The 26,295-nt window shown below is 38.7% G+C and carries 25 protein-coding genes; 16 read left to right on the forward strand and 9 right to left on the reverse strand.

From position 1 onward, the window contains the following. Positions 1-122: 122 nt before the first annotated feature. From mreC to feoB, 7 genes are all read left to right on the forward strand, one after another. A complete protein-coding gene (gene mreC, locus SHI21_RS11420; RefSeq protein WP_323578341.1) occupies positions 123-974 on the forward strand; it encodes a rod shape-determining protein MreC in 852 nt (283 codons plus the stop codon). Continuing rightward, positions 971-1,504: a hypothetical protein gene (locus SHI21_RS11425; RefSeq protein WP_323576715.1), complete on the forward strand. Its 534-nt coding sequence runs from the start codon at positions 971-973 to the stop codon at positions 1,502-1,504. Before mreC ends, SHI21_RS11425 begins: the two co-directional genes overlap by 4 nt. 1 nt (position 1,505) lies before the next feature. Further along, complete coding sequence (gene mrdA / locus SHI21_RS11430) at positions 1,506-3,581, forward strand: penicillin-binding protein 2 (protein ID WP_323576716.1); 2,076 nt, start codon at positions 1,506-1,508, stop codon at positions 3,579-3,581. Beyond that, a complete protein-coding gene (rodA, locus tag SHI21_RS11435; protein WP_323576717.1) occupies positions 3,581-4,687 on the forward strand; it encodes a rod shape-determining protein RodA in 1,107 nt (368 codons plus the stop codon). Before mrdA ends, rodA begins: the two co-directional genes overlap by 1 nt. 121 nt (positions 4,688-4,808) lie before the next feature. Further along, positions 4,809-5,273 (forward strand): MarR family winged helix-turn-helix transcriptional regulator, encoded by a 465-nt coding sequence (locus SHI21_RS11440; protein WP_323576718.1) that lies wholly within the window; start codon positions 4,809-4,811, stop codon positions 5,271-5,273. Positions 5,274-5,392: 119 nt separating this feature from the next. Next, on the forward strand, positions 5,393-5,632 hold the full coding sequence (locus SHI21_RS11445; RefSeq protein WP_323576719.1) for a FeoA family protein: 240 nt from the start codon (positions 5,393-5,395) through the stop codon (positions 5,630-5,632). A 1-nt stretch (position 5,633) separates the two neighbouring features. Next, positions 5,634-7,592 (forward strand): ferrous iron transport protein B, encoded by a 1,959-nt coding sequence (gene feoB / locus SHI21_RS11450; RefSeq protein ID WP_323576720.1) that lies wholly within the window; start codon positions 5,634-5,636, stop codon positions 7,590-7,592. Between the two features lie 4 nt (positions 7,593-7,596). Here feoB and SHI21_RS11455 read toward each other — a convergent pair whose 3' ends face one another. The 5 genes from SHI21_RS11455 to SHI21_RS11475 form a co-directional block, all read right to left on the reverse strand. Then, positions 7,597-8,103 carry a rhodanese-like domain-containing protein gene (locus SHI21_RS11455; protein ID WP_323576721.1) on the reverse strand — a complete coding sequence of 169 codons (507 nt, stop codon included), beginning with the start codon at positions 8,101-8,103 and terminating at the stop codon, positions 7,597-7,599. 89 nt (positions 8,104-8,192) lie between these two features. Beyond that, positions 8,193-9,500 carry an HD domain-containing protein gene (locus SHI21_RS11460; RefSeq protein ID WP_323576722.1) on the reverse strand — a complete coding sequence of 436 codons (1,308 nt, stop codon included), beginning with the start codon at positions 9,498-9,500 and terminating at the stop codon, positions 8,193-8,195. 24 nt (positions 9,501-9,524) lie between these two features. Then, a complete protein-coding gene (locus SHI21_RS11465; protein WP_323576723.1) occupies positions 9,525-9,782 on the reverse strand; it encodes a glutaredoxin family protein in 258 nt (85 codons plus the stop codon). A 56-nt stretch (positions 9,783-9,838) separates the two neighbouring features. Then, a complete protein-coding gene (locus tag SHI21_RS11470) occupies positions 9,839-10,624 on the reverse strand; it encodes a histone protein (RefSeq protein WP_323576724.1) in 786 nt (261 codons plus the stop codon). A gap of 89 nt (positions 10,625-10,713) precedes the next feature. Beyond that, the gene (locus SHI21_RS11475) at positions 10,714-13,392 is read right to left on the reverse strand and encodes a TadE/TadG family type IV pilus assembly protein (RefSeq protein ID WP_323576725.1); all 2,679 of its coding nucleotides are present in this window, start codon (positions 13,390-13,392) and stop codon (positions 10,714-10,716) included. Positions 13,393-13,725: 333 nt separating this feature from the next. Between SHI21_RS11475 and SHI21_RS11480 the strand changes: the two genes are divergently transcribed. From SHI21_RS11480 to SHI21_RS11490, 3 genes are all read left to right on the forward strand, one after another. Continuing rightward, on the forward strand, positions 13,726-14,292 hold the full coding sequence (locus SHI21_RS11480; RefSeq protein ID WP_323576726.1) for a YqaA family protein: 567 nt from the start codon (positions 13,726-13,728) through the stop codon (positions 14,290-14,292). Between the two features lie 83 nt (positions 14,293-14,375). After that, positions 14,376-14,771, forward strand: coding sequence for a hypothetical protein (locus tag SHI21_RS11485; protein WP_323576727.1), 396 nt, complete (start codon positions 14,376-14,378; stop codon positions 14,769-14,771). Positions 14,772-14,913: 142 nt separating this feature from the next. After that, positions 14,914-15,369 (forward strand): single-stranded DNA-binding protein, encoded by a 456-nt coding sequence (locus tag SHI21_RS11490; protein WP_323576728.1) that lies wholly within the window; start codon positions 14,914-14,916, stop codon positions 15,367-15,369. A 62-nt stretch (positions 15,370-15,431) separates the two neighbouring features. Here SHI21_RS11490 and SHI21_RS11495 read toward each other — a convergent pair whose 3' ends face one another. Continuing rightward, positions 15,432-15,866 carry a hypothetical protein gene (locus SHI21_RS11495; protein WP_323576729.1) on the reverse strand — a complete coding sequence of 145 codons (435 nt, stop codon included), beginning with the start codon at positions 15,864-15,866 and terminating at the stop codon, positions 15,432-15,434. 236 nt (positions 15,867-16,102) lie between these two features. On the opposite strand from SHI21_RS11495, the gene SHI21_RS11500 reads away from it, so the two are divergent. The 3 genes from SHI21_RS11500 (at position 16,103) to SHI21_RS11510 (ending at position 20,113) form a co-directional block, all read left to right on the forward strand. Next, positions 16,103-16,459: a hypothetical protein gene (locus SHI21_RS11500; RefSeq protein ID WP_323576730.1), complete on the forward strand. Its 357-nt coding sequence runs from the start codon at positions 16,103-16,105 to the stop codon at positions 16,457-16,459. Positions 16,460-16,543: 84 nt separating this feature from the next. Continuing rightward, on the forward strand, positions 16,544-18,328 hold the full coding sequence (locus SHI21_RS11505; RefSeq protein ID WP_323576731.1) for a hypothetical protein: 1,785 nt from the start codon (positions 16,544-16,546) through the stop codon (positions 18,326-18,328). Positions 18,329-18,523: 195 nt separating this feature from the next. Beyond that, positions 18,524-20,113: a methyl-accepting chemotaxis protein gene (locus tag SHI21_RS11510; protein WP_323576732.1), complete on the forward strand. Its 1,590-nt coding sequence runs from the start codon at positions 18,524-18,526 to the stop codon at positions 20,111-20,113. A 102-nt stretch (positions 20,114-20,215) separates the two neighbouring features. Here the strand turns inward: SHI21_RS11510 and SHI21_RS11515 are convergent, their stop codons facing one another. From SHI21_RS11515 to SHI21_RS11525, 3 genes are all read right to left on the reverse strand, one after another. Continuing rightward, positions 20,216-21,244, reverse strand: a complete 1,029-nt coding sequence (locus SHI21_RS11515; protein WP_323576733.1) for a radical SAM protein — start codon at positions 21,242-21,244, stop codon at positions 20,216-20,218. A 151-nt stretch (positions 21,245-21,395) separates the two neighbouring features. Further along, positions 21,396-22,361, reverse strand: coding sequence for a thioesterase domain-containing protein (locus SHI21_RS11520; RefSeq protein ID WP_323576734.1), 966 nt, complete (start codon positions 22,359-22,361; stop codon positions 21,396-21,398). 72 nt (positions 22,362-22,433) lie between these two features. Further along, positions 22,434-23,522 carry a 3'-5' exoribonuclease YhaM family protein gene (locus SHI21_RS11525; RefSeq protein ID WP_323576735.1) on the reverse strand — a complete coding sequence of 363 codons (1,089 nt, stop codon included), beginning with the start codon at positions 23,520-23,522 and terminating at the stop codon, positions 22,434-22,436. Positions 23,523-23,578: 56 nt separating this feature from the next. Here SHI21_RS11525 and SHI21_RS11530 point away from each other — a divergent pair, with 56 nt between their 5' ends. The 3 genes from SHI21_RS11530 to gap all read left to right on the forward strand — a co-directional run bounded on the left by SHI21_RS11530 (position 23,579) and on the right by gap (position 26,294). Beyond that, the gene (locus tag SHI21_RS11530) at positions 23,579-24,040 is read left to right on the forward strand and encodes a hypothetical protein (protein WP_323576736.1); all 462 of its coding nucleotides are present in this window, start codon (positions 23,579-23,581) and stop codon (positions 24,038-24,040) included. A 4-nt stretch (positions 24,041-24,044) separates the two neighbouring features. Continuing rightward, positions 24,045-25,100 carry a hypothetical protein gene (locus tag SHI21_RS11535; protein WP_323576737.1) on the forward strand — a complete coding sequence of 352 codons (1,056 nt, stop codon included), beginning with the start codon at positions 24,045-24,047 and terminating at the stop codon, positions 25,098-25,100. A 177-nt stretch (positions 25,101-25,277) separates the two neighbouring features. Beyond that, a complete protein-coding gene (gap, locus tag SHI21_RS11540) occupies positions 25,278-26,294 on the forward strand; it encodes a type I glyceraldehyde-3-phosphate dehydrogenase (RefSeq protein WP_323576738.1) in 1,017 nt (338 codons plus the stop codon). The last annotated feature ends 1 nt before the right edge of the window (position 26,295 follow it).

Raw genomic sequence — 26,295 nt, forward strand, 5'->3', positions numbered from 1 at the left:
TAAAGTTTATTGGCTTTTTAATAGAGATTGCTTAAGCTTAATTACTATTTGAATTTCTATTAAATTTCTCGGGAGTGAATCAGTTGAGATTGTCTGACTCAGAAGAGCGCCGAACCAAGATTGTGATCAACAGCATAATACTTGCAATATCCCTGTATGGGATGTCGCAGCGAGATTATGTGTTTCAAAAAACTTCTATTGCTGAAAGAGTCATTATTGACCTTATGGCGCCAGTGCAAACATTTGTCACCGGCGTGCAAGAGGGAATGAGCTCTTATGTTGAGCACTATGTTGCCAATTTAAACGCAAGCAAAGAGAACAAAGTTTTGAAATCAAAAATTTCTGATCTTCAGAACGAAGTTTTCAGTTATCAAGAAGCTGTCAAAGAAAGTGACCGTCTTCGCGAGCTGATTAACTACGGTGAAAATCTAGAAAGAAAGAAAATTGTTGCCCGCGTAGTGTCGTGGGATTCAGCGGATGACTACAAAGTTGTTCGTATCAACAAAGGTCTTAAAAATGGAATCAAGCTTCAATCGGTTGTTACATCAGCAGAAGGATTAGTTGGGTACGTATATCGTCTGACAGATCACTTCGCCGACGTTATTACGATTTTAGATGCTAACAACCGCGTTGACGGTGTTGTTGAAAGACTTCGCTCTCACGGTGTCGTTGAAGGTTATAGCCGCGGCCGCTGTATCATGAAGTACGTTAACAGAACTGAGCCAATCATTCTAAACGACATGGTATTAACAGCTGGTTTAGGAAACGTTTATCCAAAAGGTCTGAAGATCGGATACATCTCTAGAATTGAGAGAGAAAGTTACGGTATCACTCAGCACGTAGAAATCACTCCATTAGTAAACTTCTCAAAACTTGAAGAAGTTTTAGTTCTTGTTCACGAGCAAGAAGAACACAAGCAATTAGAGTGGCGCGCTCTTGATGAACAACTGAACTCTGGAGAGGTGAAGAGATGAAAACTAACTTAAAAGACATCATCGTCCCTCTAATTAAGACACTTATTTTGTTGTTCTTCTTAGAAGTTATGACGACTGCTGTATTCCCGAACATCGGGTTAATGAACTATAGAATTCCGTTTAACATCCTTTTAGTTTTATTCTTAGGATTAAGACTAGAAACTCCATACCTTGCGATCATTATTATGATCGTTCAGTACTTTCACGGATTTTTCTCCGTTGAAGGTTGGGAGATGGGAACTGTTACGGGAATCGTAATCTGTGTTGTCGTATCTTACGTTAGAGAGATGATCCATTTTTCTTCGTGGACTATGACGATCTTAATTACTCAAGTCTTCCAGTTACTATGGTTTTTTGTTCAATCCATCCTGATTTACATTCAGTTAGGAAGTTTGAACTATATTTTCGAAAAAGGATGGCGTTTCCTTCCTCAAAGCGTAATTATCGCTCTTTTATCGCCACTCTTTTTCTACTTACTAAACCGCATTTGGAATGTGGATGAGCGTGGAATGTTAGGAGACAAGGTATAAAATGTTTGGTGAAGATGACCTGGTCAAGTCCCATCAGGAAAGAGCAGACGTAATATTCAATATTATTGTCATTGCATTTGCTATTTTACTGGCGCGACTTTGGTACCTACAAATATATCGTGGAAAGCAGTTCTTTAACTACTCACTAGAAAACCGTCTTCGAAAAGACGTCGTGCGTGCTCCGCGCGGGATGATTTTCTCGAGAAACAACGTTCTTCTTACTCATAACGTCCCTCGTTTTGATGCCATCGTGACTCCTCAGTACCTGGAGAGTTCAGATGAAACTGTTGAATACTTAGCAGAAATTTTAGGGACAACTCCAGATTCAATTAAAAAGACTCTTAAAAAATTCCAGGGACAAGCAACTTATATCCCGGTTGTTATTAAGAAGAATATTTCAAGAAAAGAAGTAGCGATTATTGAAACTGAATCAAGCCGTCTTCCGGGTGTATCAGTTGAAACATTTATCTCACGTGAGTACACGGATAGAGATACCGGAGCTCACTTACTTGGGTATATTTCAGAAATTTCTCAGGAAAAACTTCCGCGCTTAAGAGAGCGCGATAAATACGATTACAAACAAGGTGATTTTATCGGGCAAGCTGGTATTGAGCAGCAGTTCGATTTAGATATCAGAGGACAAGACGGCTACCAGTTCATGGAAGTTGATGCCAGAGGACGCGCCAGAAGACACGTTACATCTGATGACCTTTATACTGGTATTGAAAACAAAATCGCTGAGCCAGGAAAAAATATTCGTCTGACAATCGACCGCGATGTGCAGCTTGCTGCTTACCACGCGCTTGATGGAAAAGACGGTGCGGCCGTAGCTCTTGATATCGAAACTGGTGAAGTTTTGGCCATGGTTTCTCGTCCGGCCTACGACCCAGGAAACTTCTCGACAGGATTAACATCGAATTACTGGGGAAGCCTTGTAATGGATGAAAAACGTCCTCTGAGAGATAGAACAATCCAGGAGCATTACTCTCCAGGATCTACATTTAAAACCCTGACTCACATCGCGGCCCTTGAAGAAGGACTGATCAACGAGAATACAAAAATCGTTTGTAATGGTGGATATAGAATGGGTGGACGTGTATTCCACTGTTGGAAAAAAGAAGGTCACGGAGTTGTAGACGTTATTAAAGCGCTTCAGTCTTCATGTGACGTTTTCTATTATATGATCGGTAACAGAATCGACATCGACGTTATTTATAAATACGCGACGATGTTTGGTATGGGACAAAGATCAGGGATCATTCTTCCTCGTGAAACAAGTGGTCTAATTCCCAATCAAGAATGGAAGAAAAAACGTACGGGTGTCGAGTGGCAAAGAGGGGAGACTCTTTCTTGCGTAATCGGTCAGTCATTCGTCAACGTAACTCCACTTCAACTAGCAATGTTCTATTCGACATTAGCAAACGAAGGAAAGTTATTCAGACCTCACGTTGTTAAAGAAGTATTCTCGAATACTGGTCAGGTTCTAAAACGTTACGAACCAGAACTAATCAACGAGTTTAAAATTTCTAAGAAGACAATCGACCTTGTTAAGCATGCTCTTTTTGATACTGCTAACGTTCAAGGTGGTACAGCTTTCGCTCAAAAAGGTGTTGGTCTTCAAATGTCAGCTAAAACAGGTACCGCTCAGGTTATCGGGTTCTCTGCTGATAAAATTTTCAACAAGTGTGAAAACCAGGAATATAGATTCCGTCACCACGGTTTATTTACAGCGTACGCACCAAGTATCAATCCTAAAATTGCAGTAGCAGTTGTTATTGAACATGGTTGCCACGGTGGATCTGCAGCAGGTCCGGTTGCAAAAGCAATGATCGCTGCTTATTTAAATAAGTATTATCCAAAATATCAAGAGAAGCTGGTCGCTCAAGACAAGATGACTTATCAAGAAGCACTTGACGACACCAGAGCTAATCCTGTGCCTATTATCATGGAAACAAATCCAAAAGATTTCTTCGATGAACAAGGTGTTTTAGTGAAGAATTTTTTCCTGGATAAGAGTGGGAAAAACGCAGCGATTGTACCAGTTCCAGCGGCCAGTGCGGCCTCTGAGGGAGAATAATGATTAACTTTAGAGAAGAGCTTAAACGATACGACTATTCTTTCTTCGGAATTTGTACCGCTATTTTTATTATTGGTATTTTAAACCTGTATTCTGCGACACACTCACATGGAGTTGGTCCGGAACAAGGGATTTATAAAACTCAAATCCTGTGGTTCTGTTTGTCATGGATGGCCGGTATTGTTGTCAGTTTTATTCAACCAAAAAACTTTTACCGTTTAGCTTATCCGTCTTACTTAATTTGTATCATGTTCCTCATCATGGTTTTATTCGTCGGTCACTCTGCTTTAGGGGGACAAAGATGGATTGGGATCGCCGGGATGAAATTCCAGCCTTCCGAGTTAGTTAAGATGTCAGTTGTTCTCGTTCTGGCCCGTTGGTATGCGAAAGCTTCACCCGAGCAGGAAACCGGATTCAAAGAACTGATCATTCCATTTTTAATTACGTTCGTTCCGGCCATTATGGTTATTATTCAGCCCGATCTTGGAACGGGGATGTTAACGCTTTTAATTTTCTTCCTAATCACTTTCTACAGAAAGCTAAAATGGAAGACGATTGTTATCATCGGAATTATGGGAATCGTTACTGGTACGGTCATGTACAACTTCGGTTTACGTGAATACCAAAAGAAAAGGATCATCACTTTCATCGATCCAGAGTTCGATGCAAAGGGGTCTGGTTACAACGCTATTCAATCTAAGATTGCTATTGGTTCAGGACAGTTTTTTGGAAAAGGTTTCCGTCAGTCATCTCAGGGTGCACTTAACTACCTTCCGGAAAATCACACTGACTTTATTTTCGCGATTTTCAATGAAGAGCACGGATTCGTTGGATCAGTTTTCCTGATCGCACTTTATCTCGCTCTTTTCTACAGACTCTTGTGGCTGGCCTCCAACGTGAATAAGATGTTCGACTCCATTGTCGTCGTCGGAGTTCTCGCGATTTTCTTCTGGCACACGATTGTTAACATGAGTATGGTTTCCGGATTAATGCCTATTGTTGGTATTCCCCTCCCACTGATGTCCTATGGGGGATCTAACCTCCTCACATTCGGTATTTGCTGCGGAGTGGTGACGTCAATTAGTAATGCGAGAAATTTATTCTAATGTCTGTCATTTAATTAAATGTCAGCATTAGTACTGATGTAAGACTTGACTCTATTGGAATCTTCGTGGGAAAATATTTTAGTCTCAGTAAGGGACTATCAATTATAACCACGGACGTTTCATGAAGAAAGTTTCGAGTATCGGCAGTCTAGTTAAGAAAATCTACCGCACTTATTCAGCAGAACTTTTAATCTCACTTCAGGCGAGAGGGTTTACTGATTTAAGGCCTTCATTTCTTGAAGTACTTCTGTTCATCTGTGAACACGACGGTCCTTCTATTAAAGAAATTGGTGGGGGATGCGGACTTAAAAAACAAACAATGACATCACACTTAAATGAATTGGAAAACCGCGGGTATATTGAACGCAAAATCAATTCACATGATAAACGCGAGCAAAATATCTTTTTGACTGAATACGGCCTGAAATTCAAATTGAATCTTTTTGAATGTATTGGCGATATTGAAAAGAAGTATACCGATCTAATCGGTGACCTGGAATTAAACAGAGTTGAGTTGATTTTAAAGAACTTTCACTCAAAACTCTTAATTCAGCCAGGACTTTTCGAGCATTTCTCTGATCACTGATAAAGATTAGAAAACCATCTATTGAAAAACTCCTCTCATCTGTACTAGTATGACCTTATGTTTGATTATTCAAATTTTTATTTCACGTAGAATAAAAATATTCATCATAAGGACATACCGTGAGTCTTACTCTTGCTGATATTGAAGTTGGAACCAAAGTCGAAGTTGTGAGCTATGAAGGCGAAGGCCTTTATGAGTTCAAGTTCATTTCACTGGGAATTCTTCCAGGCGATCAAGTTATTGTTCAGTCTAAAAGTTTGTTCGGAGGACCGATCGCCATTAAGCATGGTGAGTGGAGCTTTTTTGCTTTGAGAAAAGAGTACGCAAAAAAAATTATTGTTAAAAGGTTGGGGTTATAAAATGGAAAATATTTTACTAGTTGGATTTCCCAATTCAGGTAAGTCGACTATTTATAATATGCTTACTGGGCAGCTGCGAAAAGTTTCTAACTACTCAGGTGTAACAGTAGACTCAGCAAGCTCTGAGTTAATTTCAAATAGTATTAATGATAAAAAATTAAGTGTTGTTGATTTACCAGGAATCTACAGTTTAGTTCCTACCAGTCCTGATGAAGGCGTAACAACAACATCGCTTATCAAAGACTGCGCAAAATATAAAACAATTGCCATGATTTTTGATCTTGATCGTTTCGAAGCTTCACTGTCACTTATGCTGGCAGTGAAAGAACTTTTGAATAAAAGAATTGTTGTTATTGTTAACAAGAATGACCACCATCTTTTAACCAGCGATCATGTAAAAAAATTAGAGAAGAGACTTGGGGTTCCAGTATTAAGTATTTCAGCTATTAATGATGATGAAAAAGACTTAGATACATTCATTAGAACTCACATCGACTCTGAAGTGCATTTCAAGGAAGTGATTCCACAAGTTAAAGTTCATGCTGAATCAAAACAATTCATGCCAGATTTGGTTGAAAGTGAACACTTTGTAGAAATACCTGCAGATGAAGTTATTAAAAGCATAAAGGCACATCAGGCCGAAGCGAGAGATATTATTAGTAATATTTACTCTCATTCTTCTGAGAAAACGAAACTGACTCAAGGAATAGATGCTATCGTTCTTCATAAATTTTGGGGAAGCCTAATTTTCATTGCTATCTTCTATTTCATTTTTCATGCGATCTATTCTTGGGCCGGACCATTGATGGATCTGTCTGAGCAACTTGTGACATCATTGGGGGATTTGGTTGCACCATATTTGGGCAATGGATTTCTTAAGAGTTTAGTTATTGATGGAATCTTTGCAGGAGTTGGAGGGGTCGTTGTCTTTCTTCCTCAGATTATGATTCTTTTCTTTCTTTTGAGCTTACTTGAGCAATCAGGGTATATTTCTAGGGCCGCTGTATTAACTGACAAGTTAATGAGTGTGTTTGGTCTAAATGGAAAAGCTTTTCTTCCTTATATGTCAGGCTTTGCCTGTTCTATTCCAGCAATTATGGCAGCGAGGAGCATTCCCAATCACAAGGAAAGAGCATGTACAATCATGACTATTCCATTGATCACTTGTAGTGCGAGATTACCAGTTTATGTACTCCTGATCGGAACTTTTATTCCTAAAGTAACCTATTTAGGATTTTTAAACTCACAGGCCCTGGCCTTTTTCTTTCTCTATTTTCTGGGAAGTTTCGTAGCTTTAATTATCGCAAAAATTTTCAGACTTACATTATTTAGAGGTGAGACAAGTAATTTTATTATTGATCTTCCTCATTATGAAAAACCTTCTTTGAAGTTTGCTATTAAACAAGCTTTGAGAAAAGGAAAAGTCTTTTTGAAAAAGGCCGGAACCATTATTCTTGGTTTATCTATTTTAATCTGGTTTCTTTCAACGTTTCCTTCTCCTGAAAGTAAATTAATTGAAAATAAAACTCCTGCGGAAATTTCATCTATAACTCTTGAAGGATCATATTTAGGTCAGTCGGGAAAATTTATTGAACCAGCTTTAAGGCCAATGGGGATGAATTGGAAGACGGGAGTTGGGTTGATGGTTGCATTTGGCGCCAGAGAACTTTTCGTTTCAACTCTTGGGACAGTTTATGCTTTAGGAGATGTTAATGAAGAGTCAGCAAGCTTAAGAAGTCGACTTCAGTCTGAGATTGACCCGGCAACAGGAAAACCTGTTTTTAATATGGCCGTTGCATGGAGTATTTTAATATTCTTCGTTTTTGCTCTTCAGTGTATCAGTACACTTGCCATTTTAAGAAGAGAGATGGGGTCTTGGAAGTATCCGGCATTCATGTTCGCTTATATGGGAATCTTGGGATATGCCGGAGCTACTCTTGCTTATCAATTGTTAAAATAAATTATTAAAGATCTGCGCCAGGTTCTGGAGACTTTTCTTTTCCTGGCCAGAATTCATATCCACCAGAAATGTTGTTGATATTGAAGAACCCTTTTTTCACTAAAAGCTCACATGCTTGAATAGAGCGTAGTCCATTTTCAGAGATCACAAGGATAGGCACAGTCTTGCTTGGGATTTCAGAAAAGCGAATATGCAGCTCTTCCATCGGAATATGAACAGCTTCATCAAGGCGATTACCTTTAAATGTTCTCGTCGTTACATCTAAAACAAAAAAATCAATATTAGGATTGTTGTAAATGCTCCAGGCCCTTTGCGGAGTGATGTCGTTATAAGGGCGCCCCATAAGGATCATGCTGTCGTCGATTTCTTCGCCGTTTTTAACACGTACTAAATGGTTTCTTTGAAGGGTGATAGAGAAGTCTAGTTTCTCATCGATGCGTGAAATGTTTTTTTCGATATTGTTTAAGCGCGAATTGATGAACTCTAGCATTTGAAAACTTTTTAAATCCACTTCCGACTCCTTCAAAAGATGTGACTTCTCTATCTTACATGAGAGGGCACACCCATCGGGAGTCGGGCAAAAGCTTCTAGGTTAGAAGCCTATTTCGCGCGGATCAGTTCTAAAATTTGTTTCTGTTGAGCAGGACTTAGATTCTGATAATCACAGTGAAGTCTATTAACCGCGTGGGATTTAGCAAACTTTGTGAATAAATCAGTAGCATCCCCAATATCAAACATGATTTTTTCATCACTTCCAAAAAGTTTTCTGACAACTTTCATCGGGTATTTGCTGATGCTTGTTTCATCAACATAATACTTAGAAAGGCGTCCTGAAGAACTTGAACGGATGAATTCGATATTTTCTTTCGCCAGGTATTCCTGAATCGCAGAAAGCTGAACTTCTTGATTCTCATTGAACGATTCAAAGATTTTCTGAGGAACTTGATTTTTAACAACTGCTTCAGCGTAAGGATTTTTACTACGGCGAAGAATCTTCATTAAATGCTGATCATCATGCTCAATATACTCTTCAATACTTGCTGGGATCACATACTCAGTAGGTGACGTGCGGAAGTATTTATAAAGCAGCTGCTCTAAGCACACAGCTCTATAGTGGAAGTAGACCTGAATGAACATGTGGTAGCGAGAAAGAAGAAAATCATCGAAAGTCACAACTGCACGCTCGTTAATACCAAGGTAAGCGTGGTTATTTTCAATACACAGCTCAAGGTTATCAAGCATCCAGTCCAGATCGTATGAGCCGTAACTTACACCACAGAAATAACTGTCGCGAAGAAGGTAGTCCATACGGTCGCAGTCAAGTTCACTTGAAACTAACTGAGTTAAGATTGGAAAATAGTTAATTCCTTCAATCGTGAAATAAGCAGGATCACTTGTATGGCCCACGATTAAATCAGCAATGTGTTTTCTTTGTAGTCCGAATTTTTTCTCAACCAGTGAAAACGATCCGGAAAACGAAGAGTCGACAATTGATTTAATTGTATAGTCTTCATGTGTGGCCTGACGGTCAGTCTTTTGATCTTTAGCAGATAAAAAGTCTTTAGGGATATTCAGCTCTGAAAGGTTGGGCATCACGATCTCAGTTGAGTGAGATAGAGGAGCGTGACCTACATCGTGAAGTAGACAAGCAAGTTTAAAAGTTTCTTTTAAACGTTGAAAGTCTTTGTCTTGCAAGCGTGTTTTAAATAAACGATCAAAAGCACTCGAAGCAATATTCATTACACCGATTGAGTGAATGAAGCGCGTGTGAGTGGCCCCGGGAAATACGTATTCAGAAAAACCAAGTTGTTTGATGTTTCTCAAGCGTTGAAAAAAATCATCGCGAATAATAGGGATCTCTTCATCGAGAATGTGAATAGAGCCATGAACGGGATCGCGAATTTCCATTGGGTGAGTCCTTAATACTTTTAATTATGCTTTATCTAAATTGTCTAAATTACTTTCCATCCACTTCATGATGTCCAATGATTCAAACATTGGTTCTCCATCAATATATAAACATGGAACGGTTGTTCTTCCTGTATCTGCCTGTAATTTTTTTGCATGAGCAGAATCTTTATGAATATCCATCCAGTTAACTTTGATTTTATGTTTATCAATAACTTTAATAACTCTCTGGCAGTATGGACATGATTCGAAATAATAAAAATCTAACTTAGGAGCGCTCATTTTCTATGCCTTAATAAGAAAAAGGGCTTCCGAAGAAGCCCTTTAGGTTTTTTAGTCTAGTAATCGTCGTCGTCGTCAAGAGCGTCTTCTTCGCTGCTTGATTTTTTACCAAGCGCGTACTGCTCATCTTCATCAAGGTCACGGTCTAAGTCTTCATCTTCCGGTTTATCGAAAGCGTCGTTGTAACCCCATCCGTAAGAGTAGGCACCTGCAGTTTTTTCTACAGCGTCGTCATCTTCAGGATCGAATTCTTCTTCGAACTTAGCAGGTGTTGCACCTTCTTCTTCTTCATCATCGAAATCTTCATCGCCCATGACTTCATCAACAATTACATCATCATCTTCATCCAGATCATCGATGTCTGTTTCGAAATCGTCATCCAGGTCATCATCCATAACCGCGCTCTTTTTAGCAGGGCCTTTAGTTTTAACAGGAGCAATTGAGCTTTTATATTTTTTGATCGCTTCTTCGCGAGAAAGAATAGTTTCTTTTTTTGTAGCTGGAGCTGCTGCTTTTGCCGGAGCTGCTTTCGCTGCTGGCTTCTTAGCTGGAGCTGCTTTTTTAGCTACAGGAGCTTTTTTAGCAGGTGCTGCTTTTTTTGCTACAGGTGCTTTTTTAGCAGGAGCTGCTTTTTTTGCTACAGTAACTTTTTTAGCAGGTGCTGCTTTTTTAGCTACAGGAGCTTTTTTAGCAGGAGCTGCTTTTTTAGCTACAGGTGCTTTTTTAGCAGGAGCTGCTTTTTTTGCTGCTGGTTTTTTAGCAGGCGCTGCTTTTTTAGCTGCTGGAGCTTTCTTAGCTGGTGCTGCTTTTTTAACTACTTTTTTTGCTGCTTTTTTTGCCATTGAAATATCCTCATCATTGAAAGTCTTTTAGAATGGTTTTCTTTAAAACACCCATGAGTATATATGGAATATTGAACTTTTTTCAAGGACTAAAAGTCGAGATAGTAACTATTGTTAAGGCCAGTTGTGCTGTCGGCCTGAATAGCATTTTGCAGAATCATATTTTGCATATCTGGCGGAGATTTAGTGTCTGATTCCAGGAAAACGTCCTCTTTATAGTCATTTGAACTAGCAAAGAGTTTAGAAAGAGGAATAAACTTTGTTGAATAAAAATTTCTGCGCGTTGAGTAGCGTATAGTCGCAGAGGTTGTTCCAATAGGACTTATTGCTTGGGCCACTCTGTCAGCGGCCGCTCCTTGACGCGGAGAGGGATAGTAAGCCGTCATAATTTGCTCTTGATCAAGCTCATTTAGGTAAGTTGATAAGTAGTACAACTTTCCATCACCCGTATTTTTTTTGTCGATGTATTCGATCATTAAATTTTCCAGCGGCACGATTCCACACTGAGTGTTTCTTCCTCTGAAAAAATGATTAAACTTTGAGGCCATATCTTTTGCACATGTCGAAGCAGTGGCATCCATCGGATCTGCACTGACAAGAGCTGGTGGAGTAGGGCTGGTGCTGATTCCGGCATTCGCGTGGATACTTCTTGCTGCAAGAGCATTGATGTTGGTTTTATTATTCACACCAGAAGGAAGTTCATAAATACCTTGAGCAACCTGTAGTAAGGCCTCTAGGTAAACTTCAATCGCTTTGTCGTTAGCTTTCATGTAACTCAAAACAATTGTTCCAACTTCATTATTGGTTTTATATAAAAGTTCACTTCCAACTAAAGGAGCAAAAAGTTTATAGAAGGCACCTTTTCCACCCGGAACCGGATTAGGATCTGCTTTCACCGTTGGATAAGCATTAGGAGTTTCTCCTGATGTAGCTCCGCGAACAAAATCAGGAATCATGTAATTAGCAGCATCGTATTTTGTCACTCGTCTTGCTGTTACTAAGGCCTTCATCAAATCATTCGAAGTCATATTTCTTCCGGTGAAATCTCCACCTAAAGCTTGTTTCAATGCTTTGATCTGATAAGAGTTATAAAGTCCTCTGCGCTCACTCGTCGACATTGAAGCCGTCATCTGAGCACGCACAGTTTGAATTCCTTGTGATCCACCAGTGTTTTGATCTTCAAGTTCTTTATCGCTGTTGAAGTCGTAAATCATATTGGGGATACCATATGAAATTTGTGGATTTGTTCCAGGAACTCCACCCACAACAGACGTCAGGTCATTGGCCCAAAAACTTTCACTTGGAGGAATCGGCATACCTGGTTTGAATTTTGTTGAAAGCTCAACTCTGATACCACTGATATAAGATCTACTTCTTCCGTTATCATCTGCTCTTGGAACAACAGCTCTATCACCATCTAAGAAACCAAAAAGTTTCGGACCAATACGTCCACCAAATGGTTTAGCAGCAGCATACGCAGTTAATTTAAAACTTCCTGCTTGTCCTTCTGTGAGTCTTGGAAAAAAGAGTCCAGTGAACTCTGCTTCACCTTTAACTGCGTAGTAAGTAAGGACTGTAGGATTTTTTACAAACCCCATTAAGTATCCTGGAACGGGCATTGCTGATTTAGAAACAAAACAGCTGGCCTCAGAATCTACTGATGGCTCAAACTCATTTCGTGTTGTCGCAAAAGTTGTAAACATCGTTGCGAAGTTAACGGGTACAGCTTGAAGATCAAGATAATGTTTTGTTAAAGCAGTGAAGCTCGCTTCACCTGGATAAGTAAATGATGAAGGAATTAAAAATCCTGAAACTGATTGCTCAGCTGCCTGGTAAGGTTGTGGAGCTAGTTCAGTCAGTTTAAAAGTAGCGGCCAATTCATCAACACCATTCCCAGAAGAAGCACTGTTGTCGTTTAACTTGTCTTTATATTTTCCGCCACCAATATTTCTGAAGGCCGACATGAAGGCCTTCACTGGTCTTTCGTTTAATCCAATCTCAGCACCGACATTGGCAAATGTTCCAATGTTCGTACGATTAAGTTCAGCAACCGGAGGACGATTCACAATCATCTCCAGGTTTCTCATTCTCATTGCAAGCTCCAGAGCTTCCGGCCATGCACCAGTTCTGTTTGTTGCAATCAGTGGAGCACCAGGAAGTTCTTTAAGTCCCGAGCTATACGCCCATGATAGAGCTGCAAGGAAATTGATCTGCGTTCTCGCCGAACAGTTTTCCCCTTTTTCTTCTACCAGTTTGTTAACGAAGGCTTCGTGAATTTCTGTAATTCCGGCCACACCAATAGCAGGGAAGCGTGGAATCCCTGGTAGAGCGTAGATCGGGCAAATATCTGTCGATGAATTATTGTGAACACAAATTGAAGGGACATTGTATTTATCAAAACCAACTGATGAAGCTGTTCCCGCGACAGAAGGAGTGCGGAGTAAAAAACTTACCGAAGCATTTGATCCTAAAGCACTGTCTGAGAGATTGTTATTTCCTTTAACTAAACCCATCTGCCCTAGAATGTAATATTTAAACATCCATTCTTTATAGGTATTTCTCATTTCCCAATTTACATTGGCGATGTTGGTAAGTTGACGGGCCTGAACAGCTGCACCCGAAAAGGCTGCTGCATCGACAGCGTTTTGAAGATTGATCTTGGCCTTAACGAAAAGCCCGATGTTGATAATGAACGCAAGCATCCCCATCACCAAAATTAGGGCGATTCCCATAAAGATACTTAATTGGCCGCGGTTGCTTTTAATCACTCTATAAAACTCTCTGTAGTGTCTCAATGCTACCGAAGGGGGAAACCATGGTCAAACAATACCTTGATTTTAGGTTCTCATAGGACCAGGTGGTGGTCCTATGGATTGGCCCGATACTTGTACTTGATAAAAGTAGTTCTAGAGACCGAGTCTAGATAGGTGGCACGTTTGCTGTATCTCGGAAATCCCATCACTACCTTCTTCATACCGTGCACGGTGCACTCCACACAAAACCAACTTCACACACCAGGATTCGCGGGAATCCTGGCTCGCCTTTTTTTTAAAGTTTTTTTTATTTGTATCAGACCGGCTAATCGCGGAAGATAGTAGGCTATGGGTTCAGACAAACAACAAAAATATCTGCGTATTCAGATTAAAAAACTCCAACGTCACACAGGTAAGAAGTGGTTTGTGCCTTTATTGGGATTTCTTGCGGCCCTCGACAATATCGTGATCGTGATTCCCACTGACGGTCTCTTGATTTCAAGCTCAATGCTGATTCCAAAAAAATGGCTTACGTTCGCTCTTACTGTAACGATTGGTTCAATGTTAGGAGCGCTTGCACTTGCTTCTATTGTTGAATTCCAAGGCCTGCCGTGGATAGTAGAGCATTACCCGAATCTGCTTCAAACAAAGTCGTGGATATGGTCACAGGAGTTCTTTGAAAATTATGGTCTCTTGTTTGTGTTCGTCGTGGGGTTAAGTCCTCTGATGCAACAACCGGCCGTGATTCTGGCCGCTTTAGTTAATACGCCTTTATACAAGCTTGCCTTGGTAATTTTCTTTGGCCGCCTGATAAAATACCTGCTTGTTTCTTATATCGCTTCTCACTCACCTAAGTACCTGAAGAAAATATGGGGTATGAAAGGGGAGTTGGATGAAGTGGATATCAAACTCTAATACCTGATCAATAGGATAGGGAAAAAGCATCCCACTGATAAATCTTCCAGCTATTGGGTAGAATAATAGCTGGAGATTTAAAATTGAAACAACCACTAGTTAATCGCGTTTATAAATACAAAAACAAAAGCAGAAATTTCTTCTGTCCACTTTGTCGTACAGAAAGAAACGTGAACGCTTCTCCAAGACTCACGAAAAAAAATCACTTCCAAATCATTCTTTGTACTATCGTTTTAGGCAGCATGCTTTACCCATTTTTTGGCGTAGAAAGCTTCGTAGTCTATTTCGCTTTATGGGGAGGATTCGAGCTTGCTATCCGTTCAGATTTCAAAAAACAGGTCCCATGTAACCACTGCGGATTTGACGCGACTTTGTACAAACGTGACGTAAGAGTTGCGCGTCAAAAAGTTGCAGAATTCTGGGCACAAAAACAGACGGTTACCCCATCAGTTTCTGCATCATCTGCTAAGCGTACTTAAGTACTTTCATCATTTTATAAATTGTTAGATTATTCTTCTTTTGCTCCTGTGAAAATTACAGTTTAATGACGTCCATTAAACCAACACACGGTAGCAACAAGTTTCAAACGAAGCACTTGTTGTGACAACAAAAGGAGATCTCATGAGTGTTAACAAAGTAATTATCCTAGGCCGCTTAGGTCAAGATCCAGAGTTGAAATACACTCCAGGTGGAATGGCAGTTTGTAACTTCACACTAGCTACAAGCGAATCATGGGCAGACAAAGCAGGACAAAAACAAGAAAGAACTGAATGGCATAGAATTGTTGTTTGGGGAAAACTTGCTGAGCTTTGCAATCAGTATTTAACTAAAGGAAGACAAGCATTCGTAGAAGGGTCTCTTCAGACTCGTTCATGGGATGATAAAAGTGGTCAAAAACGTTACACAACAGAAATCAACGCTAAGACTGTTCAGTTTATTGGTGGAGCTTCTGCTGGTGCAGGCGCTGGAGCTGAGAAATCAAATGCTGGTGGACCGACTTACGATTCAAGCATGGTTAATCAGGAGTATGATATCTCTACAGATACAAACTTCACATCTGATGACATTCCGTTTTAGTCGTTAGTTTTAAAATTATTTTTAAAGAAGAGGGCCCTGAATTTCAGGGCCCTTTTTTTTTGTTATTCGATGACAACTTTTGCAGGTTCAGTAATTTGGATTGAGATAAGAGAGCTTTCGTCCATTGATCCAAAAGCACGAGCTTTTAAGTAACCAACTTGAAATGTACCACTTTTATAACCAGCACGGATGATGATCAGGTAATTGACCTCAAAACTTACAGCTCCACCACCAGACTCTAATCTTACGATGTCCAAGTCAGTAATTGTGTCATCAATCGTGTACCCTACATTTTCTGGATTTGATTTTAGTGCTGATAAATAAACGTTCAATTTAGAGTTAGGTTTTTTTGCTTCTTTTGCAAATAAATTAATAAGTGCTTTTTCGAAAGAAACACCTTCTTTAACTTTTACTTCTGCCATTGCACCAGTCGCTGCGTTTGCATTAAATGCGAAAGACGATAAGACTAGCGTGATTCCTAAGATAAGATTTTTCATATAATACTCCCAATGATTATTTTTTTATTTCCTTATCATGCTTAAAAAGAGGATAGGTAGCCGCTCTGTAAAAAATCCAAGTTGCTAAAACCCAAAATACAACACCCTAAATTCAGCATAATCAACAACCTGACATAATTTTGACGGTGACCGGCAAAAAATTCACATTTTTTTATCATTTTACTCAACTTTTTTTTCAGCAACCCGATTTGGTGGGTACATCAAGAGAGGAATTTATGAAAAAGATGATCAGTATGATCGGCCTTTTAATGTCCATGACAGTAGTCGCTTCTGCAGGTGAGCTTATCAAGATGCCAATGCAGGATCTCGTTGCTACAGATATGGATTACGTCTTCGAAGTGAAGACTAACAAGTTCGATAAAGTCGTTTTAGATTGCCAGAGTTTTATCACGGGAATGAGCTTCTCGAATGGTGGAGAGTTGAAGAGCAATATCTATCTCGATATGTTTTTATGCGAAGACATGGTGAACTTTCTTCAAGAGTCAAAGCGCGATCAGCTTCCGGTTTGTATCGGGTTGGATCATGACAATGAAGAATTGGTGATTACGCGTGAGACGGATGAGTGTATCTAATTAGTCAGGCATAAATCTAAAAATTATTTACAGTTTTATTTTATTATTCCGTTAGGATTACAAATGTAAACCTGCGAGCAATAAATGAAATATCTATTTTCCTTTGCACTGCTAATTTTTTCTCTTTCTGTACAAGCGACGGAATTAGCATGCACAGATCAAAAAATTATAGAGAAACGAATTCCTGGTGGAGTTGTTTTAACTCAAGAAGATTATTCTCAGTTTCTTAAATTTATAAGAACCAATTACAGCTATTTAATGTTTAATGAATGCTCAATTGTTCAATATCCTGAAATTTACAATCTCTATAAAGAAGTTAGTGAAAAGAAATATGATCGAAAAACATCCTCATTTGTCAAAACACCATTTGCTAAAGAATTTTTAGAAAAAAATAAAAACTTGGGTTTAACTTGGGAATCTTTTGCAGATCCATTTGAGGTTATAAGTTTTCCCAGATTTGTACATTTTGAACAAGAATATATGTTCATGAGAATGAGAGGTAATGAAGCGTTACCTAAAGAGATGCTAGAACTACTTATTCAGCGTTATAAAGAATCTAAAGATTCTAGTGAAAAAAGAAGGCTACTGGCCGAAAAAAATACAGTTGATGTTGAAAAGAAGAGGGTTGAAGAAGAATTAAGAAAAAAGAATGAAGATAAAAAAATAAATGAAGAACAAAAACGAAAAGATGAAGAAGAATTTCGTTTTATAGAGTTGCGCCAATTCTATATTTCAAAGTTAATCGAAAAAAAGGAAAACATTTTAAAAGAAGATAGTGAGTTTGTAAAGAAAAAATTTGCGGACGATAAAAGTGATTTTTTACAAAAAGTGATCTTGGCCTGTTATGAAATGAATTGTGATTCGAAGCTAAAACAAATTCTAAATAAAAGTATTAAGAATAATTTAAACTTTGAAAAATATGGGGGTTATTCTCCTGCATATTTTTTAACTCAATACAATCGTTTGAAAGAGCTTAAAGATCTTATCAAAGTTGATCCAGGATCTTATATAACCAGAAAATCTTTTCAGGTAAGTGCTCACTTACAAGACTCCAAGATTTATAACTATTTTAAGAATGAACTTAAATTTAATTTCGACCTTGAACTAGAGGATTTTAATGCGAATTTTAAGCAAGCAACTATTGAATCAATAGCTTTGTCTGATTCTATGAAGAGCAAAAGAACAGGCCAAGAAAATGCAGTTCATTACAATAATTATCAGAGCAATAATTATAATGTATATTTTATGGATAAGTTTCGTAACTTTAAGCCTAAGCATATTTTAGGATATGCAATTTTTAATTCTTCTTCTCCTGAAATTAATACATTTCGTGACCGTAGTCCTATTAAGGAAGCGATGACCATTTCAGAAATTACTCAATATGCATTTGAAAACCCATCTTGGGACAGTAATAAAAAAATTAGTTCTAAAGAAGAATCCTTTTTTAAAAACTTAAAGGCTGATGAAATTTATTATGAAGCAAGTGCATTTGAATTTAATGAGATAAAAAATAATTGGGTGGGGTTTGAAACCAAAGAAGGAAAAATTTGGATTCATTCTTCACAAATTAAGCACCTCGTATTTATTGACGAGTTTATAAATTCTTCATTGAGTGTGATAGAAAATCCAGATGAGATCTACGACTCACCAAACGGAAAATTAATGGCTAAGCCAAATGAAGTTAGAAAAGAAAATTATATACATGTGCTGCAATCAAAATGGGTTAATGATGAATTATGGCTCTATATAAACTTACAAGATTATGCCTGTGATGGAGCTCAGGGGGATAATATGGTTGGTTTTAATCTTTGGTTCAAACCATTTAGTGGTGAAAAAAAGAATTACAAACATTATTCTAGAGGTTGCTAGTTTAGCGTTTTAGTAGAGATGTAAAGGTTATAAGTATTCTTCGGCAGGCTACCAAATACATTGTATTTAAAACATGCCACTTAAAGCTTAATTTAACCTTAATTTAGATTACAATACCCATAATCGCATTAGGCTTAATTTACTGATTCCGATTAGCTGATGGATATCATGAAAACAACAACGATAAGGATCAGTATGAGTAACAAGTATTTCAAAAGTTTGAATTTCAAACTTCTATCACTAGTATTTATGGGTATTATCCCAATGGTTCTCGGAATGTTTTTCTACGTTCTACCTGTATTTGAAGAAAATCTTTTCGCACAAAGAAAAGAGGAGGTCAGGACAGGGGTTAGTATTGTTATAGGCATGCTTGATAAAATCCAGAATGAAGTTAAAGCTGGAGTTATGACTCAAGAGCAAGCTAACAAAGAAATCCAAAAAACATTTGCGATTCTTCGTTACAATAAAACAGATTATTTTTTCGCTTACGACTCTAAAGGATACAATACCGCTCACGGGACAAAACCTGATTTCGTAGGAACACCCCGAGCAGATTCAAAAGATCCGGATGGTAAGTACTATGTTAAAGAATTCTTAACTTATATTGGTAAAGAAGAAGGTGGATTTGTTGGTTACAAATTCGAAAAAACAAAAGGAACTCCTCCTATTCCAAAAATTTCATATATCCAATACTACAAACCACTAAATTGGATTGTTGGATCAGGTGTTTATATTGATGTTGTTGAAGCTCAAGTAAATGCCATTCGTATGAAAATCATTGCGGGTATTTTGTTTATTACTGCAGCTGCTTTTGCATTCAGTTGGTACTACTCAAACCGCCTATGTAACCAAATTAATAAAATCTCAACTGACCTGTTTAATGAAGCAGATAAAGTTGCAGACGTTGCCATGAACATCAGCAAAGCTTCTGAGAGTTTATCTTCGAGTACAACTCAGCAGGCTTCAGCACTTCAGGAAACTTCATCTTCGATTGAAGAAACTAGTGCGATGATTTCTAAAAACGCTGAGAACGCAAAAACATCTATGGTTGTTTCTACAAAGAGCCAGGTGTCAGTAGAGGAAGGGAAAAAGTTTGTCACTGAAATGATTACATCAATTCAGGATATCGCTGATAGCAATGTTGAGATGGTAAAACAAATTGACCAATCTAATAAAGAGATTGCTGATATCGTAAAAGTTATCAACGAAATTGGTGACAAGACAAAAGTTATTAACGATATCGTTTTCCAGACGAAGCTTCTTTCTTTCAATGCTTCAGTGGAAGCTGCCAGAGCAGGAGAGCACGGGAAAGGGTTTGCGGTCGTTGCTGAAGAAATTGGTAATCTTGCTCAGATGAGTGGAAATTCAGCTAAGGAGATTTCTGATCTTCTAGGCAATAGTATTCAAACAGTACAAAAAACAATTGATAACTCGAAATCAAGAATTACAAAAATTGTTGCTAACGGTGACAGTAAAATTAAACACGGTGGAGACATTGCAAGACGCTGTGGTGAAGTTTTTGATGAGATCGTTCTCAATGTTAATCATGTTAACGAAATGGTTGGTGAGATCTCTGTTGCAAGTAATGAGCAGGCAACAGGGGTTAAAGAAATTACGGCCGCTGTAGCTGAGCTGGATACGACAGGACAACAAAACACAATGCTTTCTCAACAGACATCAGACTACGCTGAGCAATTGCGCTCGCAAGTAAATGCTCTGAAGAAGAATACGAATGCTCTGGATTTCATGCTGAAAGGTGTGGATGAAGATAATAAAGCTGCTTAAATAAACAACTGTGCACTAGATGATTATACGTCTAGTGCACACCTAAATGCTCACCATTTACCCCAGTTTTAATTGAATATTTTTTGAGTGAGTGTATTTAAACTACATTGCACTCAGTTTTTTACCTGCGCACTTTTCTTTTCCACATTTATAAGCACACATCCAATGAATGGGCGTCTTCGATGAAGTCGTCCATGAATCTTCAATCACTGTTTTAAAAATAGGATGATTGAGTATGGCAGATGGGCTGTGATGATAAATGGAATTATAGAAAGGCTCCCAGTTGTCTTCCATTCTTTCGCGATTGTGTTGTCGTTTAGTATCTTCTGAAGAATGTTTCCACCCTCCAATATAAGTGCACGGCCAGAGATTCCCTTCGTGATCAATGAATAGAGATTCATTGACTCTGCTGTCACATACAATATCAAGAGTGGCTAATTTTCCATCCGCAACGGTGTATTCGCTAACGTGACGATCGGGCAGCGAAGCAAGTAATTCAACTCGTTCTTGTTGAGTAAGGTTTTGGTATCTGGCATTGTAGTGAGATGCAAAGTTAGGTTTGGTCTCAAATTTAGCAAACCCTAATTTTGCTGAAAGCTCCCGGGCCTCCTCAATTTGATGTTGGTTATGATCGAATATAATAAACATCCATACGGCACGCCCTCCGGCCTTGATGAAAGTTGCAGCATTCTCCATCACCAGGTCCCATGAAACTCCTCGTCTATAAAGATGATTTGTATCCTTAAGGCCATCAATGGCAAACTTTACAAATCTTCCTCTGCCTTTTAGGCGAGGTCCAAGGGTTTCCCATAATTCTTTTGAACCAAGGCCACCGTTGGAGTGGACGATGAGTTTGAGTTCAGGTTTTACTTCATCGACAATATCTAAAAATTCTAAAAGCTGATCACTCGCAATGGGATCACCATAATTTCCAGATAAAATAATTTCTTCGAGTTGATCAAAAGATGGATCTTTTAGAGCTGCCTTAAAGGCCTGTAAGTCGATATGAACATTTTTTTTATAATGAGGGTTTTCGAGACCAACAACATTCTGTCGATGGCAGTGCAGGCAATGTGCATTACATGTAGCGACCAGGTCTACTTGAAGTAATCGGGCGGGGTCTACTAGCATATGATTATTTTCCTATCAGGAATAATTTTTTATAAGGCTATAGCAATGAAAACTTTAAGTAAATAAAAAATTTATTTAGGCGCATTAAGAAAGAATACGAATGCTTTAGATGTCATATTAAAGGTAGAGATCAGAGAGCATAGAATTTAAATCAGAGGCTATTTTTGATAGCTTCTAATACATCTTTAATCTGATTAGTTTCACTAATTTCGATAAAGATATCTTCTTCGCCATGAGCACCTAAAACATCATTGATCTTGTTAAATATTTCAAACTGCACTTCAGGATTGTCATCCATTTTTGAATGCATATCACTGCGAAGCTCGTTAGTAACTTCTGTGTATTTTGTATTACGGGCAACAGTCGGATCACCATGAACAAAAGGAATTAATCCTTCGCCAAAGTAATTCAGATTGCTTTTAACATTTACAGGAATAATCGTTTTATTCATTCCTACAGCATCGATAGAGACGAGTAGATCGACTGCGCGGAAACCATTTTTAGGTGAGTTTAATTCATTGGCCACTTCAATCGCAGTGTCGCCACCAAAACTATGACCAACTAAAACCACTGGCTGATCGGGAGCGTGCTTTTTAATTTCATCCATGATCTTTCCATGTTCTTCCCATGAAAATCTCTTCGCACCTGGATAATTGTCGGCCATGTCTTTAATTCCATCGCCGTTAGAAATTCCAAACATACTGAAGCCTTCAATGAAAATCACGGCAGGCTTTTTTATAAAGTGAACAGGAGCTTCTGTTTTTTTATCAGCGATCTTCGCTTCAATCTTTTTTGTGTCATTCGGAACGATAATTGGCATGACAGGAGCTTTGGCGATGGCCTTTGCTACATTAGCTGCCTTACTTAAAATTTCACTTGAGCTGGACTTAGAAGGAGACTCAGTTGGTTTTGCTTGCTCTGGTTTGACTTCGGAAGCCTCATTCAATGCTTTTGCTTGATTGGTGATGTCTGCTTTGGGAATTTCTTCACCTAACTTTGGTGCTTCCGTAAGATTTGGTTTCTCGCCGGGAGCTAAAGCTTTCGTACCACGAAAAGACTTCCAGCTCTTCAGATTGTTATTTATGGGAGGTGCGATCTTTTCTGCTACTTTCGTCATAGGACAATTATAGACGCGGCCCAGATTTTTTATAGGCCGGGTAAATAAGTGTCCTTGAAATTATATCAGAGCTTATTCCTCAACTTTAAAGTCTTTTAGAAGATTGCTCATTACTCCCTTAGGTGTTGGTTTTCCCGAAGAAGCAGGTGCTGGAGCTGAAGTTGAAGTAGGTGATGAGTGAGATTTCTCACCTTCAACATATTCAGTGAATGTTGGTAACTCAGATTTATAGACAATACGGTCCATGTGTTTCACGAATCCACTCCAATGACTTGAGCTTGAATCGTTTTTCTTAATCTGCTCGAGTGAGCTCATTTTGGAATCCATTAAATCGATTAAGTGAACAAGGTAAGCTTCAGATGTGTTGGGAATTTTTGGTGACCCGTATTCATATTCTCCGTGGTGAGCAAGGAGGATATGTTTTAAATGAAGTTTTACATTGTATGGAAAATTTTTAATTTTATAAGCGAAGTGATCAACGATCTCTAAACCTTTTACAAGGTGACCAACAAGTTTTCCTTCCTCTGTGTAGTCAACAACCGGGCCTTCTGTTAGCTCGTAAATTTTACAAAGATCGTGAAGGATGCAACCTGCAACCACGTATGAACGGTTCACTTTATAATGAGGAGAAAGTGTTACTGCAAGTTTTGTACATGAAAGAATGTGTTCTAATAAACCAGATTGGTAAGCGTGGTGAATGCTCTTTCCAGCTTGCCAGATTTTTAAACGGCGAGCGATTTCCGGGTCATGAAGAATCATCACCAGTAAGTCTTTGATATAAATTTCTTCTAATGAATCAACGATTGAAAGAAGTTCTTCGAACATCTTTTCCGGAGCACTTCCGGCCTTCTGAATATAGTCTTCACGGATGAATTGATCATCGTTCAGTTTTGAGATTTCAGAGATGATCATCTGCATGCGGCCTTGAAACTGATTCATTTTTCCATTAACAATGACCACATCACCTGAGCGAATTTGTCCGATAATATGTTCGGCCCCATGCCACTTTCTTGCTTCAACTTCGCCTGTTTTGTCGGCAAGGATGATGTTGAGATAGCTTTTTCCATCCTTTCCTTCAGCTGCATTGATGTATTTAACCAGGAAAGGAGAGAGAACATCATCTTTTGGGCCAAGCTTATTTACGAATTGGGTCTTATTCAAGGGAGTGCTCCTAAAGCAAAGTGCTTAAACGACCGAAAATCTATCAGGAGATCTTCATGTCAAAAACAGTGTATTTAATCATATTTTTATCGGTTGTACTTATTAAATCTGAAACTTCTTTTGGGCAAACCTTAAAGAAAGAATTGGGCATTTGCGGTAAAACGATGGGTGCGATTTTAAAAGTAGATCCCAAAACTGAGCCGGTTTTAAAAAGTATGTTCATGAAAGATACAGAGTACTGCGACGATGGACGCTATGAGCTGAATGCTAACTTTGTTATTTATCTCTACAACGCAAAAAATGAATTAGTTTATGACAAGCATGTTTATTTAAATGAACTTACTTTCCATGAAGAGACGAATGAAAAAGGTGAGTTTATCAAAACTAAAATTTCACCAAGTATTAATTCACGTATCGTGAAATTCCCTGTGCCGAAAGAAGTCGGGACTATTCAATCTTATAAAATAGAATCTCTTGCAGATAAAAAAATGTTCGGCATAAAAAAAATAAAGTGGTGATTGTATGAAAAAGAATTTTAAAACATTGATGGCCGGATCTGTTTGTATGCTGGTGATGAATTCAGCGCATGCTTACAAGTACATAATCTACACAGATGACGTGAAGACTGATAAAGCTGAAAAGATTACTGAGCTCATGAGAACGACTTATCCGTTTTCAAAGTTTGATATCGATTTTGAAATCGTCACTCTTAAGCCAGAAGAACTTCCTTGCGGTAGTACGAATGGTATTGATCGTCTGGTAACTTGCGATAGCTCAGGTGATTTACAAAAGAGAGCGATGGAAAGTGGTGGTGACCAAGCGATGATCTTAAAAGATTCATCACAATTTGGTGGCTCAAGCCATATTGGTGGCGGGGTTCCGGTGATTACGACGGCAGCGGATCCGAGAGCTATGCTTCATGAATACCTCCACACGCTGGGGTTGTGCGATGAATACGAATATAAAGCTAGTGAAGCTGTCGTTTATTGTAGCCCTAGCCGTGACAATAAACCCAATGTTGTCTTTATTGATCCATTAAATCCTTACGGCTCAGATAATATGGCCAAAGCTAAACACTCAATTCAGATACCATGGTTTGGCGATATCTTATCATCAACTCCTATCACGAATACTGAAGGAACAATCCTGGGAACAGGGGATGTTGATTCAAAGAAAAAAGCAGCAAGAAATGAATCTACTGAGCCTCAAGTACTTGGGGAGCCGACTGGATTATATAAAGGAAAAGTTTGTAATAATACATTTCCTCGCCCAAGGAATTCATGGCAGCCAGGATCGGGTGTTACTATCATGGAAAATACCAATGCTGGACTGGGCGCGCCATTAGAGAAGATTGTTGAGAAACTTCTTGTCTCAAAAGGGGTAAGAACGAAGCTTCAGTTTATGGAAGAAGGACCAGTGAAAAAACCTTCTCAGGCCCAAGAAGAACCGGCCGGTAGCGTTGTAGTTGATTCCCAACCGATGGAAAAGATCAATGATACTGCTAGGTCTTTTGTGAAATCATTTTTCAGTTGGACGAGAGACCTATTTGAAAATGTAAAAAGGGTCTTAGGTCGCTAAATACTATTTAGGTAAAAGCTGGGTTTGCTAAGGCCAACCCAGCGCGTTTTTCTCAACTTAAAAATCCCTCAAAAACTTCTATTAAAACTCTCATTGACCTTTTACACTACACTCTCTACAACTAGGGAAATTCACCTTTTTCTACGCTAATAGCGCTACATAATTCATGGAGTTTATATGACTAAAATTAAAGTTGGTATTAATGGCATGGGCCGCATCGGAAGAACTGTTTTACGCGAGTTTTTTAACCGCAATGAATCAGCATTCGAAATCGTAGCAGTTAACAATCCTGGAAACGCAAAAGACTACATTCATTTATTAAAATACGATTCTGTTCACGGAGTTTTCAAAGGCGACGTTACTGTTGAAGGCGAGAACATGGTTATCAACGGAAAAGCGATTAAGTTTTTCGGTCAAAGAGACCCAGCTGAAATTCCATGGGCAAGCCTTGGAGTTCAAATTGTTGTAGACGCTACTGGTATCTTCAAAGATAAACCAGGTCTTGGTAAGCATATGGCCGGTGGAACAGTTAAAAAAGTTATTATGTGTGCTCCAGGTAAAGACCTAGATGCTACTTTCGTAATGGGAATCAACGATAACATTTACGATGCTACAAAACACAACATCATCTCAAACGCATCATGTACAACAAACTGTCTTGCTCCAGTAGCAAAAGTTCTTCACGATAAATTTGGTATCGTTAACGGATTCATGACAACTGTTCACTCATACACATCTGATCAAATGCTTCTAGACGGTGCTCACTCTGATCCACGTCGTGCAAGATCAGCTGCTCTATCAATGATCCCAACAACAACAGGTGCTGCTAAGACTGTTGGAGAAATTATTCCTGAACTAAAAGGGAAACTTGATGGATACGCAGTTCGCGTTCCAACTCCAAACGTTTCTTTAACTGACTTAACTGTAACTCTAGAAAAGAAAGCGACAAAAGAAGAAGTCAACGCTGCTCTTAAAGAAGCTGCTGAAGGACCTCTAAAAGGAATCCTAAGATTCGAAACAGAAGAACTAGTTTCTGTAGACTATATGGGAATGACTCATTCTTCTTGCGTGGATGCATCTCTTACAAACGTAATCGGTAACAGCGTTAAGCTTGTTGCTTGGTACGACAATGAGTGTGGATTCTCAAACAGAGTTTTAGACTTAGTAAAATTTATCGGTTCAAAAGGACTATAAG

The sequence above is a fragment of the Bacteriovorax sp. PP10 genome, from assembly GCF_035013165.1.
Classification (GTDB): Bacteria; Bdellovibrionota; Bacteriovoracia; order Bacteriovoracales; family Bacteriovoracaceae; genus Bacteriovorax; species Bacteriovorax antarcticus.